Below are 15656 nucleotides of genomic sequence, written 5' to 3'. Positions count from 1 at the left end.
ATGCAAAATGGCATTTTGAATTTAAAAATAGCATTGTCATTCGAAAAAAGTGTATTTTAAACTTTAAAAGGTCTTTTTCCAGTTGAACAATGCCGCTAGAAATTTTTCTGCGGACATTGCCATTCGATTTTTACCATATTGATCTTCCAAATTTGCATTGCCAATCGAACAATGGCCCTAGAAAATTTTTTAGACCGCTTAACTTCGACAATTTGCAACCAAAGGTTCATGCTATTTAATAATCGGTATGAAAATGACACTTTTTGATATCAGATGTGATATATGGAACAAAAAAAAGGAGCCGTTAAGCTCCTTTAAAAATTAAAATTGTATTTTTTTAGTGTGAATCACCTGACATTTTAAGTTTGTCGCCAGTGGTTTTCACAATAGTTTCGTAAAATTCTTTGCTGTAACCAGGTTGCTTCATCTTAGGATTTTGGTTGTTACCATCTTTTTCTTTGATGTTTCCGTCCATGAATTTAGCAAACAAGTAACCATAGAATTCTCTCCACTCATCTGTTAAGTTATCACCTTGGTTGCATGAGAAATCAGTTAAGAATTCAACCGCAGCAGCCTCGTCTGTTTTGAACATGCCTTCTGCAGCAAGGTCGATAATTTTAGTGAATGAAAGGTATTTCTTTTCAAGAGCTTTTTGCTTTTTAGCAATTTCTGGGTGGATTGCGTTATAGCGAGTATAAGCAAAATTGGTTACCTGATTGAATACCCAGAATGCAGATTTATTGGTGAATTCCATCATTTTACCGTTACCAACAGCGAATGATTTAGGAACTCTTGTGCTACCACAATACATTGGGAAATATACCGATGAAGCTGCATCATCTACTCCAAACCAGTTAATTCCACCTACTGCATCAGGTAACCAATTTCTTGATTGAGCAACAAAAGAGAAACCAGTTTGCTGAGTTGCAGTTGCACGCTCGTTACAATATGTTACACCATCAACTTTCCAGGTTAGAGGTCTCCAACGGTAAGGATTTCCGTAAGGACCAGCACCCATATCTTTAGCCATATCCAATTCAGTTCCTTCCAAGTGATTTCTCATGAAATCCATCACTTCAAGAACGTTGATTTTGTTGTCTGGCTTAATCCATAAAGGCATACGATTGGTTGCATAACCTTTCTCATCATGCTCAACTTTACCTTTACAGTAATCGAAATATTTATCCATTCCTTCTTTTACATCGTTAAAGAAAGACCAAACGCGAATTTCACAGAATCTTGCAGCACCAAAATCTACTGGAGCATAAGTATCCGAGAAACTAAATTCTTTGTTCTTACCATCTTTTGGATAGTAACCTTTTTCTTTTGCAAATGAGATAACGTCTTTTGCATAAACGTTAGTTACTTCTGGATTGAAGATTTTATCCATTTTATCTGAAGAGATAGAATTTTTCCCTTCTAATGGGAAAGTAGTGATTCTAGCTTGGTTTGCGTGACCACTAACATATCCGTCAGGAATCATTCTTGCTACCCAAACAGCACCTTTTTCTCCGTTACCTTTACCGATCATTTCAAGAATCCAGATTTCATTCTTATCAGAAATAGAGAAAGATTCACCTGAACTGTAATAACCATGGTTTTCTACTAATTCAGTCATTACTTTGATAGCTTCACGAGCATTTTTTGCACGTTGAAGAGTAAGGTAAATCAAGCTACCATAGTCAATTAAAGCTCCTTCTTGTTTTCCAGTTCCTAGCTCTGATCTTCCACCATAAGTAGTTTCACCAATTGCCAACTGGAATTCATTCATGTTACCAACTACAGAATAAGTATGTGGAACTTGTGGAATTTTACCAAGGTATTTTCCAGTATCCCATTCGTAAACATCAATCATTGTTCCTTCAGCCCAATCAGCAGCAGGACGGAAATAAAGCTCTCCGTATAATACGTGCGAATCAGCAGCGTAAGTAATCATGTTAGAACCATCAGTACTTGCACCTCTTGTTACAAGATAGTTGGTACAAGCTTGCGAAGTTGTTGTCGAAAAGACGATAATTGCCAATAGAAGAGAGGCAATTGCATAAATCTTCTTCATGTTTAAATATTTAAGTGAATTTAATTGCGATAAAATTTTCACGATTCCTACAAAAATAGGAAAAAAATGCAAAGTTAAAGCTGATAAAAGTCTTTATCGGTAAAGTCAATGTAGCTTTACTTTTAAGTGTTTTACTGATTTTACTACCAGAAAAATTTGGTTTGAAACTTGGTTTTATTGCCCAGCTTATCCGTAACTTCCAAATTCAAATCATGCTTGCGATTGGGTAATAATCTTTTCTTATCGAATTTATAAAACAGGTGATTATTTTTAGCGTCAAACTCGAAAAGTACCCATTTTCCATCTATTGTTCCTTTGTAATTTTTAATGCCAGACAATTCATCTTTAATGGTAAAAGAAATTTTATCTCTAACAGATAAATTTTTTAATTTAAAGTTTGTTCTCGACTTAAGAGTAGGAGGAACTGTGTCCTGAATGATTGCAAAATCTCCGAAAACTCGGGTTTTTGATTTTACCCATCCATTAATATATACACCACCAACATTTGAAATTTTACCAGGCTTTTCTATTGCTGCAATAAATAACTTGTTTTCATTTTTGAATGTACGGTTTGGTTTTATTGAAATGGTGTAATATTTGTGAACAGGAGTTGTTTTTTCATGTATTGAATGAATATCCGATAAATAAGTAGAATCAACTTTCTTTGAATATTTAAATTTGATATCCGAATAAAACGAATTGGTTGGGAATTTTAACTCTAGTTCATCTTGTTTGAAAGTATTTTCATCTGTACCAGATAATAATTGGTTAAAATCAGCCTGTTTAAAAGCCTTTGATAGTTCTTTGGCCTGCGCGTACATTCTTAACTTTGCCAGATTGTTCTTTGTATCATATGCCAAGAAATCAATTTTATATTTTGTTCCTGATTTGAAGTTGTAAATTCCTCTATTGCTAAAGTGATTGTAGATAGAAAGTTTGTTGTTTGGTTCTTTAAAACATTTATGAATTCTTCTTTTTTCTTTAATGTTTAAGGCATAATCCATGTGAGAATTGATGTAACGAGATTCATCGAACGAAAATTCTTTAAAAGTATAATCGGTTATTAAAGAATCATTCACTTTTACTTTCATGTTGTAAATTCCACATTTTCCCCAAGTATTGTCCAAATAGTCGTTTACCTGAATTCCAAAACCAATATTTCCTGATAGAATCACTTTAGGATCTCCCTTTAGATGATAAGTGTTGTTGTAATAGGTAACCGGAAATTTTTGTCTGGTATTCTTTCCATTTACGCTACTTAATGAATCCATTGGATATACATACAAGTTAAAAATTTTAGGAGGTGTGGTATCCTTAATTTTAAATCCGAAAAGAAGTGGGTTTAAAGGGTGTTCTGATTTTGTATCTCTAATTTCGAAATGCAAATGAGGTCCGGCCGAAGATCCTGTATTTCCTGAAATTGCAATTACCTCACCTTTTTTTACAGGAAATCGATCTTTCTTAAAATTCAGGTCGAACTCGAAAGTGTTTTTACTGTATTGATGTGCTTTTACAAACTCATTAATCTTTTTGTTAAAACCATCCAAGTGTGCATAAACTGAAGTGTAACCATTTGGATGATCGATGTAAATCGCTTTTCCATAGCCTCCTGCAGAAATTTTGATTCTGCTAACAAATCCGTCAGCGATGGCATATACTTTTTTACCTGTGGTAAAAGTTCTGATATCAATGCCTGAATGGAAATGATTGTTTCTAAGTTCAGCAAAATTACCAGATAGGGTAATGGTAAAATCTACAGGTGATCTAAAGTAATTTTTAGGATGATTTTTTTGCTGAGCCGAAACTGAAATTGGAGAAAGAAAGAATAAGATTGATAAAAAGGTGATTATGTTTGTTTTAATATGCTTCATTTTCTTGTTGTATTACTCTTGTATTGTTCGTCAAAACTACAAAAAAAGCTTTTTTTTCGGAAGCTTAAGCCAAAATACAAACCAATAAATTTGATAATCTTCTCAGCAATGTTAATTTTGTAAAAGAAATTTAGAATGATGGATCAGGAATCAAACGAAATAATAATAAGTTTAAAACAGCGCATTGAAGAGCTTATTTCGTTGTACAAGAAATCCAAGGAAGAAAAAGAGACTTTAATTCATGAGAAAATAGAACTTATGGAGAAAGTAGAAACTCTTTCGAGAGAAAAAAGTGAACTTGAACATCATTACGATACATTAAAGTTGGCCAAAACTTTATCTTCCAATAGTGAAGATTCTCATGAGGCCAAACTTAAGATAAACCGAATTGTGCGGGAGATTGATAAATGTATTGCTCTTTTGAACAGATAGAATTTGTTTATGGATAATAAACTTTCAATTAAAGTTAACGTTGCGGATAGAACTTATCCCTTGAATATTGATCGCAAACAAGAGGAGGTGATCAGAAAGGCCGCGAAAATGATTAACGAGAAAGTTATGCAATACAAACAAAGATATAAAGATAAAGATACTCAGGATTTTCTGGCGATGGCTTCTTTGCAATATGTAATTAAAGTGATTGAATTGGAAAATAAAACAGATGTTGCACCAGTGTATAATGAATTAAAGGCAATGGAGCGCGAGCTGAGTGAATTTTTAGAAAAAGAGTAAGAAAACGTTCTTTAAATAGTAAAAGTAATAACCCGCATTATTTCTTGAACTTGTAACTTGTTGATATTGTGTGATTCTCTTTTGAGTTGAGAGTCGTGTAATACCATAAGTTTATTGGTTTGAGTGATGGTGCGGGTTATTTTTGTATAAAAACTAGTATTGACTTAATATTCTATAATATGATTGAAACTATAATAGGAATTCTTGCCTTTGGTATAGGTGGGATACTTGCATATTTTATATTGCAAAAAGCTCTTAAATCGAAGAGTGAAAAAATAATACAGGAAGCTCAGACAGAGGCTGAAGTGATAAAGAAGGACAAAATTCTTCAGGCAAAGGAGAAGTTTTTCCAATTGAAGACTGAGCATGAGAAACAAATTAACTCTAAAAACAACAAGCTTTTAGCTGCCGAAAATAAAATCAAACAAAAGGAAAATACCTTAAATCAAAGAATTGATGATTTTCAGCGTAAAAAGAAAGAAACTGATGCCATTCGTGAGAATTTGAATCATCAGATTGATTTGGTTGAGAAAAAATCAACGGAGCTTGAAAAAGCCAAAAAACAACAAATTGAGCAACTGGAAGAGATTTCAGGAATGTCGGCAGAAGAGGCTAAAAACCAACTGATTGGTTCTTTGAAAGAGGAGGCAAAAACTGAAGCCATGTCTTATGTGAATGAGATTATGGAAGAAGCGAAAATGTCTGCTAATATGGAAGCTAAAAAAGTTGTTGTAAAGACAATTCAAAGAGTAGCTACAGAGACTGCAATTGAAAACTCCGTAACGATTTTCCACATTGAATCTGACGAAATTAAAGGTAGAATTATTGGTCGTGAAGGTCGTAATATTCGTGCTTTGGAAGCCGCTACAGGTATTGAAATTATTGTAGATGATACACCTGAAGCAATTGTTCTTTCAGGTTTTGATCCAGTTCGTAGAGAGATTGCAAGACTTGCATTGCATCAATTGGTTACCGATGGTCGTATTCACCCTGCAAGAATTGAGGAAGTTGTAAATAAAGTACGCAAGCAAATTGAGGAGGAGATTATTGAGACTGGTAAGCGTACTGCAATCGACTTGGGAATTCATGGTTTACACCCAGAATTGATTCGTTTGGTTGGTAAAATGAAGTATCGTTCATCTTATGGTCAGAATTTGTTGCAGCATGCCAGAGAAACTGCAAACTTATGTGCGATAATGGCAACAGAGCTAGGATTAAATGCAAAACGTGCAAAAAGAGCTGGATTACTTCATGATATAGGTAAAGTGCCAGATGATGAGCCAGAATTGCCACACGCAATTCTAGGTATGAAGTTGGCTGAGAAGTATAAAGAGAAACCAGATGTTTGTAATGCAATTGGTGCTCACCATGATGAAATTGAGATGACATCAATGATTTCTCCTATTATTCAGGCTTGTGATGCGATTTCAGGTGCTCGTCCGGGTGCTCGTCGTGAGATTGTTGAATCATACATCAAGCGATTGAAAGATCTTGAAAACTTAGCATTATCTCACCCAGGAGTACTTAAAACATACGCTATTCAAGCAGGTCGTGAGTTAAGAGTTATTGTTGGTAGTGATAAAGTATCCGATAAGGAAGCTGAAACATTATCATTGGATATTGCACAAAAAATTCAGGATGAAATGACTTATCCTGGTCAGGTTAAGATTACGGTAATTCGTGAAACACGTGCAATCAATTACGCTAAATAGTAGAGCAAATTATATAGAAAAAGAAACCCGCTTCAATTTGAAGCGGGTTTTTTATTTATATCGATTTATATAATTCTTTGAAATTTGGCACGTGAGTGGTTAGTTTAAGCTTTTTGTAAACACTGATATTGTGTTTTACCAGCCTTTTTATCAAGCTTGAGTTGTTGGTTGCTTTATAATACTTGGGACGATTTACAATTTTTTTAGATTCAATAACGAATTGCAATTCTGCTCTACCAAAAACTTTACCTCTGTCAATTGGATTGATATAGAAAAGAATTTTGTCTTTATCAGAGGTGTTTTTATCTATGTAGCACAAGAGCACGCTATCTGTTAGGTTTATCCCATAAACTGGTATTCCTAACTCTTGTGCGATGCCTGCATAAATTATCGATATGATAATGTAATTACCTTGTTTTTGTGACAATACTGTACCAATATCTCCATCCCAATTTGTTGGTTGATTGGGCGACAGAGCCTGATAATTATAAATGTTGTAGAAAAAATGATTAAGAATCTTAATTTTCTCCAGTGCTGTGAGTTGGTCATTTAATTCCAACCACACATCCTTTTTAATCTTTTCGATTTCCTTCCTAATAGGATCGGTAATTAAGTTTGGATTGTAGCTTTTGTTGACCAGAATGGCACCTTCGATCAAATCCTGTGAATCGGTTTTACCCCAGGTGACAAATTCATTTTTAACATGAGTAAATTGAATTTTATTGATGACTTGTTCAAGTCTTTCCTGAAGTAGTGTGCTTTTGGAATCCAACCAATAATCTTCGAGTTGAGGAATAGCAGAAACTGGCAAGTTAATCAACTCATTTTCGATTCTTTTATAGATTTCCGGTGTTGGATCATCTAGCAAAGATAATAGAGCGGTGAGTTTATTCTCGTTCATAACTTAAGGTTTTGGCCCGATTAAATATAAGAAAACCCGTAAGTAAAAACAATCTTACGGGTTATTTATTTGAAAATTAGGCCAAAACCAACTTAGCTCAATCTGTCAAGAACGGTATTGATTAATCGTTTTACTGTTGGTTTGTAATCTTTGCTTGCATCTTTTGTTATGCGATTGGCAATAATAGCACAAACCGCGGCTGCATTGTGTCCTAGCATTTTCGATAATCCAAAAATAGCAGAACTTTCCATTTCGTAATTGGTGATTTTTTCACCTTTAAAATCGAACTCTTCAATCTTATCATTTAAATCAGGATCTAGAGTCTGTAAACGTAAAACTCTACCTTGTGGGCCATAAAATCCGTTAGCAGATATTGTTACACCTTGAATCATATCGTCTCCATCAAGCATGTCGACTAATTTTTCAGATGCAGGAACCACATATGGAGAAGCCAATTTAGCATCCCAATTAACGAATTCTTTAAAAGATTTCTCAAAATCAAGATCCGAAACCTCGTCACGATCAGCATAAAAGTTTAGCATGCCGTCGAATCCAATTGATTTATTGGATAATAAGAATGAATCTACAGGAATATTACCCTGAAGAGCACCTGATGTTCCAATTCTTACCAAATTAAGACTTTTGTGTTCTGTTTTAGGTGTTCTGGTTTCTAAATCGATATTAACCAAAGCATCTAACTCATTTACTACGATATCAATATTATCGGTTCCAATACCAGTTGATAGTGCAGAGAATCTTTTTCCCTTATAGGTACCAGTTGTGGTAACAAATTCGCGATTAGAAATTGTACATTCTACTTCATCAAAGAAGCTAGCAACTAATTCCACTCTTCCAGGATCTCCAACTAAAATAACCGTATCGGCTAAATGTTCAGGACGAAGGTGTAAGTGAAATACACTTCCGTCAGGATTAATAATTAGTTCTGATGATTTAATTTTTTCCATATTCAAAAAATTTGATAGCAAGGAGCCGAAACTATAGAAAATTTTTTAATCTACAAACTAACAAAATGTAATCTTTCGATTTCTTTGTTGTAATTAGCATGAACAGGTGTTTAAAATCGATTTTTATTATATTATTGTGCTATATTTAAATGAAAATAGAATCATAAATAAAAATTATAAATACAAGATCATGAAGAAGCAACCCTATTTTTTAATTGTATTGGCATTTTTTGCTGTTATCCTGATTTTATCAGGATCAAGTATGTTTTTAACATTACAGCCTGGTGAAAGAGGTGTAATATTTAGAAAATTCTCTGGAGGATTGGATAAAGAAAATGTATTTATGCCTGGTTTCCATATTATTGCTCCATGGAATGATATGCATGTTTACGATGTAAGAGAACAAAAGAGTGAAGAAACAATGGATGTTTTGGATAAGAATGGTTTGTCTGTAAACATTGATGTTTCGGTTCGTTTTAATCCTGTTTATAACAAAATTGGGTTTTTGCACGAGATATTTGGTAAGGATTACATCAGTCAATTGGTAATTCCTGAGGTTCGTTCTTCGGTTCGACAAGTTGCAGGTAGATATACAGCTGAAGAGATTTATTCAACCAAAAGAAAAGAGGTTGAGGAAGCCATTATTACGGAAACTTCTGAAATTCTTAAAAATAATAACATTCAGATGCGAGCTCTTTTGATTCGTTCGATCAATCTACCTGAGAAAATCAAAGTTGCGATTGAAAGCAAACTTCAGCAGGAGCAGGAAGCTTTGGCTTACCAGTTTAAATTGGAAAAAGAAAAAAGTGAGGCGGAAAGAAAACGAATTGCTGCGGAAGGGGAAGCCAGAGCAAATAAGATTATTAACAGCAGTTTAACTCCAGCACTTTTGAAAATGAGAGGTATTGAAGCAACTATTAAGTTGTCGGAATCTCCAAACTCTAAAGTAGTAGTGATTGGAAGTGGAAAAGATGGAATGCCGTTGATTTTAGGAAATAATTAACAGTTTTTAGAAAATAGCTGAAAATTATAATTAATAAATTTGAGCCGCTCGCGTTTGTGAGCGGCTTTTTTTCGTTCGTAAGCGTACAGTTATTGTCACGTGAGCGTTCACTTCAATTGAGGAGGAAAACGTCTTAAGTAGTTAATAATTAGAAAATAACATTTGATGGCATAATAAGTGATATATCGCAAATGCTGTTAAAACACTCAACCAACCATTAAAGAAAACTAAAATCAACCATGTTAAAACAAATTTTATCAACCTTTTTGATTCTTGTTCTGGCTTTAACAAGTTTCGCATTACAACCTAAGAAAGAGATTATGGCTATAAGAGTATCGCAAAAACCTTTAATCGATGGAATTCTGGATGATTCTGTGTGGAAAGGGGTGCCTGTGGCTAATAATTTTTTACAAATGGAGCCAGATAATGGAGCAAGCTCAAATTACAAAACAGAAGTCAAGTTTATTTATACCAACAATGCAATTATTGTTGGTGCTAAAATGTATGATCCAGAACCAGAGAAAATACTAAAAACTCTTAGCAAAAGAGATGAGATAAATAATGCAGATTTTGTATCCTTTGTTGTGGATCCTTTTAATTCAGGATTAGATGCTTTTGAATTTATTGTTACAGCTTCAGGTGTTCAGTGGGATGCAAAGGTTGTAAAAAGTAGAGAGGATACCAGTTGGGATGCTGTATGGAATAGTGCAACAAGCATTCAGGAAGATGGGTGGTCTGCAGAGATTGAAATTCCATATTCTGCATTACGATTCCCAAGTAAAGAGGTACAGGAGTGGGGAGTAAACTTCCTGAGAAACATTCAACGAGATAGAGAAAAGACAAGCTGGAATTTTATTGACAAGGAAGAAGATGGATGGATTAATCAAAGTGGGATTCTTCGTGGAGTAGAAAATGTAGAGCCTCCGGTACGCCTATCTTTTACACCTTATTTTTCTGCTTACTACGATAAATTATCGGATGAATCGAAAGGAGAAACGAATTTTAGAGGAGGAATGGATTTAAAATATGGAATCAACGAAAGTTATACTTTAGATATGATGTTGATTCCTGATTTTGGGCAAGTTCAATCGGATGATGAAGTATTGAACCTTTCGCCTTTTGAAACCAAGTTTTCGGAGAAGCGACAGTTTTTTACCGAAGCAACAGAGCTTTTTAACAGAGGCGGTATTTTTTACTCAAGACGAATTGGAGGAACACCTAGGTATAGATATGATGTGTACGATAATTTGGGTGCGAATGAGATAATTACTGATAATCCAGCGAAAGCAAAAATTATTAATGCTACCAAGGTTTCTGGTAGAAATTCAAAAGGACTGGGAATTGGTGTGCTTAATGCAATGAATAGAAATACTTATGCAAGCATCAAGGATACTGTTACAGGGGAATCGCGTAAGGAAAAAATTCAACCTTTTACCAATTACAATATGTTGGTGGTTGATAAGAGTATGAAAAATGAATCATTTGTGAGTTTATTCAACACCAATGTTTACATACCTGAAACGGATTACATGGCAAATGTAACAGGAACTGAATTCGATTTACGTAATGAAAAAAGATCTCATAGTGTAAAGGGTAAGATTATTGCTACTCAGAGATATCAGGATGAAGCTAAAGATCAAATCGGTTACATGCATGAGATTCAGGTTGGAAAGATTCAAGGAAAATTTACCTGGAATTATTTTCACAGAGTAATGACTGAGAAGTATAATCCTAACGATTTGGGATTTTTATATCGTAACAATCAAATTAATAATAATTTGAATTTTTTCTACGATAATTTTGAGCCTAAAGGTTCAGTTATCCAGCGTCATGCAAGATTTCAAATTCATCATGAAGCCAGATATGAACCACGCAGATATACAAGTATTTCGCTTTATTATAATGCCAGATTAAAGTTCCGAGATCATTTTGCAATGGGATTTTATGGAAATACCCGTCCTATGCACAGATATGATTACGAGGAGCCTCGTGTATCAGGAAAGAAGTTGCGAAAAGGTTCATCAACTTTTGCTGGACTTTGGATTTCGACTGATTACAGGAAGGCCTTTGCTTTGGATTTAGATGCGAATTATGGTGTTCGAATGTCTACGGATGATTTAAAATCTTTCAGACTTAAAGTTTCACCAAGGTATCGTGTAAACGATAAACTGTTAATGGTGTATGAGACGGTTTGGAGTAGAAATCTGGACGAACTTGGATATGCAAGTTCTGAAACGGATATGAATGATTTTACAACTGTTTACATTGGAAATAGAAATACTGCCAGATTGGAGAATAAATTTACGGCCAATTATATTTTTAACAACAAAACATCTTTGAGTTTTAGAATGCGCCACTATTGGGCTAAGGCTGAATACAAGGATTTTTACAGATTAATGGATAGTGGGAGAGTTGCCGAATCTGATTACAATGAAAACCACGATGTAAATTTCAACACATTTAATGTGGATATGGTGTACAATTGGCGATTTGCACCGGGTAGTGAATTGGCTTTGGTTTGGAAGAGTTCAATTCGCGATGCACAAAACGAAATCAGACACGGTTTCGTAGATAATTTGAAAGATACGTTTGACGCGACACAGCTGAATAGCTTTTCAGTCAAACTACTATATTATATCGACTACATGTCGTTAAAGAGAAAAGGTTAATGGTAAACCTACTTAAATTTTACGGGCCTTAACTTACCGTGAAAGCTTAAGGGTTTAGTTTTGAAGAGTTTTAGGGGAACTCTTTCAAAAGCAATTTTTAAGTGTGATTAGTTAGTGTTAAGTAATGATGGTTAAAAGCAGCAAATGAAAGTTTGCTGCTTTTTAATTTAAAATTAAATTTGTACAAAAATTAATAACTATGATACAAAGAATACAATCTTTATACTTATTGGGAAGCTTTATTTTAATTGGAATCATGTTCTTTTTCCCATTGGCTGAATTAATTGATACAGCAGGTCAAACTTATGAGTTTTTGTACAGGGGAATTCCAGCAATTGCTGAAGGTGCTCCTGCAATATTTATAGCATACCCAGTAGCAATTTTACTATCGGTTATTGCACTGGTTAGTTTAATTACCATTTTCTTGTTTAAAAAGCGAATGATTCAAATTCGTCTTACCATTTTTAATATGGTTTGTATGTTGGGGGCAATGGGCTTAATTTACTACAGCATCAACAGTCAGGCAGGAGAATTAAATGCAATTGCAAATTATAGCATTATCAATGCATTTCCTTTGGTAGCTTTAATCTTAAGTTACTTGGCATTAAGAGGCATAGGAAAAGATGAAGCGATGATTCGCTCTATGGATAGAATTAGATAATCAGTAATGATATTAACTAAAAATACCGGCTTAAAAGGCCGGTATTTTTGTTTGGTATTCTCACTATAGGCTACTCTTTATACACATTTATTTTCCAGAATATGATTCGAAGGAGAATTAAATATACAATCGTTTAATTCTAAATTCTCCCCTTCTAGGGGAGATCCCGACAGGGAGAAGGGTGTATTTTTGATTATATTTGTCTTTTCTCACCCTTTAGTCTGTCGACAGTTTGTTCACACTTAATGTGTTCACGAGCTACACTTTGTTTCGGTTCCCTAAAAGGGAAACACTCAATTTGAAAACACTTTAAATGATTCAGCATTGCCATATCAAAATAATTATTTCAGATTTGTGTATAAAGAGTAACTCTAGGTATGATTACCAATCCTATGACTTTTGGTAAAGCTTTCCTCTTTATGCCTTTCTAGCCTTTCCCTTTTTGCCTTTCATTTCTCTGGTTTTCTTTTTCATTACTGAGTGTCCGAATTGTCCAATCAGTTTACCCAGCTCAAAGTAATAACCATGTGAGTAGGCAATGGGACGAGCTTTGCTAAGCAAGAACTTACCGGTTTTCTCGTTTATATATCTTTCATCAGCCTGTACATTTACCACCTCGGCAATAAACATATCGTGCGAACCCAATTCTACAATGTTTTTCACTTTACACTCAATGCTCAATGGCGATTCTTCAATAATAGGTGCCGATATTTCTTTTGATGGAGCAGGAGTAAGATTCATTTCTTCAAACTTATTGAAATCCTTTCCCGATTTAACTCCACACCAATCGGTAGCATAGGCCAGGTTTTTGGTTGTTAAATTGATTACAAATTCTCCCGATTCCTTAATGATATCGTAAGAGTGTCTGTTCTTACGCACCGAAATGTAACACATTGCAGGATCGCTGCAAATGGTTCCTGTCCAGGCAATTGTTATGATATTGTAATCTTCAGGTTTCGATCCGCAACTAACCATTACAGCTGGTATGGGATAAACCATGGTTCCTGGTTTCCAATGTTGTTTTGCCATTATTATTTTGCTTGATTTAATTCAACGTACAAACTTACAAAATAGACTCGATAGTACAATTTATGGACATGGAGATCTTATGACTTTAATGAGAGTTCGGTTCGGAATGCATCGAGAAGTAATCAACAGCTTTGAAGATGAAATCAGAAGAAGGTAAGTTTTATTCAGTGAGCTGCGAGGATGATTCAGTTCGCTGTGAGGATGATTCAGTGAAGGCGTTGTTCTTTTCAGTAGACTGAAAGAATCGTTCAATTCACACCTTGGGTGATTCAGTATGCTCTGAGTTTGGTACAATAGGGCTTGTGATTAATTCATTGCGTGGAGAGTTTCATTCATAAGGAGCTGATTTCAATTCAGTAGACTGTGATTTTAATTCAGTAGATAGTGACGACGTTTCAATAGGGTGTGTGTCTGATTCATTAGGTGCTGAGAATAATTCATCGACCAGTGAGATCCATTCAATGGCCTTTAATCCTTATTCAATAGATGGTGAGATCGTTTCAGTAGCCTTGAAACATCATTCAGTGGGTGCTAAGATTAATTCAGTAGACTTGCAGATCAATTCAATGCATTTGGGAGATGGAAGAATACCCTGTAATGTTTAATAAACTGCACATACTTCTTGCTACATGCTTTGATTGGTAAAGGCTAATGATTACATTTGCTCAAAATTAAATTGAGATTTTATCCATTAGGTAAAGGATTACATCATGAGTAAGGAAGTGGAAAAATTAATGGTGGAAGCTACAGAGTTGGCCAAAGCAGAAAAATATGAAGCAGCAATAGAAAAATACAAATCTGTATTGGAGCTTGATGCTAAAAATACTGAGGCTCAGTTTCAAATAGGTGAATTGTACCATCAAATGGGGAACCTGCCAGAAGCACTAAGCGCATACCTTCATACTACCGACTTGGATTCCGAACACAAAAAAGCCAATGTTAAAATCGAGATGATCAAATCGATTATGGATTTCTTTAATCCGGATTTGTATAATCCTTAATTTTAGATAGGTGTTTTCTACAAGTAAACGGTGAGATGATTTTTGAAAAGCATGAGTTGTGTTGTTACTCGTTTACTAATATACTACTTAGCATTAAAGATAATTTATCAGAGAGTTCGTTAGAATCTTTATAAATGATAATATTTTGAGATTTTACATCAAAAGGAATATTTTCAATGTTTTTTGAAATAAGTAAGGTTGGCTTCCCTATAGCTTGTGCAATACCAAGTTCATAAAATACATTTGGATTTCTTCCATTTATATTTGCGATTACTATTCTTGATTCAAGTATTTTATTAAGAATGTAAGCAAATATATCTCCAGTGATATATTCTTCATCACCTTTTAGACATTTAAAACCTAATTGATGGCAGATTGCTTCAACATCAAAAAAAGTTACTTTTTCGCTTTTAATGAATGGAGTCAGTAAAAAAACTTGATCTTCCTTAACGTTTATATTTTCTGGTTTAATTCTGAAGTTATTAAAAAAGGAATCGTTAAATGCAGGTTTTGATTGGAAAAATGATTCATCAACTTTTGGATTGTATGATAAAAGTAAATGATTGACTTCATTCCACCTTTCTGAATCTGCTAATAATTTAGAGTTGATGTCAATTATTTTTTTCTCAAAGTAACTTCTCATGTAAGACAACTCAGCACTTGTTTTTATGAGTTCATTATTTTTTAATTTCTTATTTTGGATATACAGTAATAATACAGCCAATAAGGTTGAAAGCGAAATGATTGATGAAATTGCTATGTATAGAAAGTCCTTATCCATTATAGAGAGTTTAGATAAATTATATATATAAGAGGCCAAATTGAAAGGTTGTAATTTAGTAATCCAAGTAATCCACAAGGAATTAGGTTGTTGTTAATTAATTTTTCCACTGAATATCTCCAGATTATAACAGTAAAAAAAGCAAGTAATATTTCGGTAAGAAGTAATATGATTCCAGGTGTAATATTGCTAGCTTCCTTTGTTAGAAAAGTAATAGTTAGTGTTACTGATATAAATAATAGGTCAACGGGTATTTCTAATGCTGTTTGAGCATA

Annotated in this window: 14 protein-coding genes; 8 read left to right on the top strand and 6 right to left on the bottom strand. The window is 34.1% G+C overall.

The genetic code is table 11. The features are described 5' to 3' along the window. Positions 1-337: 337 nt before the first annotated feature. Positions 338-2056: a dipeptidase gene (locus tag DF185_RS15920; protein WP_110361751.1), complete on the bottom strand. Its 1719-nt coding sequence runs from the start codon at positions 2054-2056 to the stop codon at positions 338-340. Between the two features lie 143 nt (positions 2057-2199). Beyond that, positions 2200-3927 (bottom strand): M23 family metallopeptidase, encoded by a 1728-nt coding sequence (locus DF185_RS15915; protein ID WP_110361750.1) that lies wholly within the window; start codon positions 3925-3927, stop codon positions 2200-2202. Positions 3928-4062: 135 nt separating this feature from the next. Between DF185_RS15915 and DF185_RS15910 the strand changes: the two genes are divergently transcribed. The 3 genes from DF185_RS15910 (at position 4063) to rny (ending at position 6371) form a co-directional block, all read left to right on the top strand. Continuing rightward, entirely contained in the window at positions 4063-4359 is a 297-nt protein-coding gene (locus DF185_RS15910; RefSeq protein ID WP_110361749.1) for a coiled-coil domain-containing protein, read from the top strand. A 9-nt stretch (positions 4360-4368) separates the two neighbouring features. Further along, the gene (locus DF185_RS15905) at positions 4369-4659 is read left to right on the top strand and encodes a cell division protein ZapA (protein WP_110361748.1); all 291 of its coding nucleotides are present in this window, start codon (positions 4369-4371) and stop codon (positions 4657-4659) included. Positions 4660-4838: 179 nt separating this feature from the next. Beyond that, a complete protein-coding gene (gene rny, locus DF185_RS15900) occupies positions 4839-6371 on the top strand; it encodes a ribonuclease Y (protein ID WP_110361747.1) in 1533 nt (510 codons plus the stop codon). Positions 6372-6426: 55 nt separating this feature from the next. Here the strand turns inward: rny and DF185_RS15895 are convergent, their stop codons facing one another. Together DF185_RS15895 and DF185_RS15890 are read right to left on the bottom strand one after the other, a co-directional pair. Next, the gene (locus tag DF185_RS15895) at positions 6427-7272 is read right to left on the bottom strand and encodes a transglutaminase family protein (protein WP_110361746.1); all 846 of its coding nucleotides are present in this window, start codon (positions 7270-7272) and stop codon (positions 6427-6429) included. A gap of 92 nt (positions 7273-7364) precedes the next feature. Beyond that, positions 7365-8237, bottom strand: coding sequence for a nucleoside phosphorylase (locus DF185_RS15890; RefSeq protein ID WP_110361745.1), 873 nt, complete (start codon positions 8235-8237; stop codon positions 7365-7367). 190 nt (positions 8238-8427) lie between these two features. Between DF185_RS15890 and DF185_RS15885 the strand changes: the two genes are divergently transcribed. The 3 genes from DF185_RS15885 to DF185_RS15875 all read left to right on the top strand — a co-directional run bounded on the left by DF185_RS15885 (position 8428) and on the right by DF185_RS15875 (position 12570). Beyond that, positions 8428-9240: a prohibitin family protein gene (locus tag DF185_RS15885; protein ID WP_110361837.1), complete on the top strand. Its 813-nt coding sequence runs from the start codon at positions 8428-8430 to the stop codon at positions 9238-9240. Positions 9241-9479: 239 nt separating this feature from the next. Then, the gene (locus DF185_RS15880) at positions 9480-11909 is read left to right on the top strand and encodes a DUF5916 domain-containing protein (RefSeq protein ID WP_110361744.1); all 2430 of its coding nucleotides are present in this window, start codon (positions 9480-9482) and stop codon (positions 11907-11909) included. A gap of 199 nt (positions 11910-12108) precedes the next feature. Next, entirely contained in the window at positions 12109-12570 is a 462-nt protein-coding gene (locus DF185_RS15875; RefSeq protein WP_110361743.1) for a DUF4293 domain-containing protein, read from the top strand. A 417-nt stretch (positions 12571-12987) separates the two neighbouring features. On the opposite strand, the gene DF185_RS15870 is transcribed toward DF185_RS15875, so the two are convergent. Next, positions 12988-13599, bottom strand: a complete 612-nt coding sequence (locus tag DF185_RS15870) for a flavin reductase family protein (RefSeq protein ID WP_110361742.1) — start codon at positions 13597-13599, stop codon at positions 12988-12990. Positions 13600-14006: 407 nt separating this feature from the next. On the opposite strand from DF185_RS15870, the gene DF185_RS15865 reads away from it, so the two are divergent. Next, a complete protein-coding gene (locus DF185_RS15865) occupies positions 14007-14204 on the top strand; it encodes a hypothetical protein (protein WP_110361741.1) in 198 nt (65 codons plus the stop codon). 105 nt (positions 14205-14309) lie between these two features. After that, the gene (locus tag DF185_RS15860) at positions 14310-14600 is read left to right on the top strand and encodes a tetratricopeptide repeat protein (RefSeq protein WP_110361740.1); all 291 of its coding nucleotides are present in this window, start codon (positions 14310-14312) and stop codon (positions 14598-14600) included. A 64-nt stretch (positions 14601-14664) separates the two neighbouring features. On the opposite strand, the gene DF185_RS15855 is transcribed toward DF185_RS15860, so the two are convergent. Further along, a complete protein-coding gene (locus DF185_RS15855) occupies positions 14665-15381 on the bottom strand; it encodes a TIR domain-containing protein (protein WP_110361739.1) in 717 nt (238 codons plus the stop codon). Between the last annotated feature and the right edge of the window lie 275 nt (positions 15382-15656).

Origin of the sequence: Marinifilum breve (genome assembly GCF_003202155.1) — a bacterium.
Classification (GTDB): Bacteria; Bacteroidota; Bacteroidia; order Bacteroidales; family Marinifilaceae; genus Marinifilum; species Marinifilum breve.
Note: the sequence above shows the minus strand (reverse complement) of the source record. Positions and strands in the feature narration are given on the sequence as shown.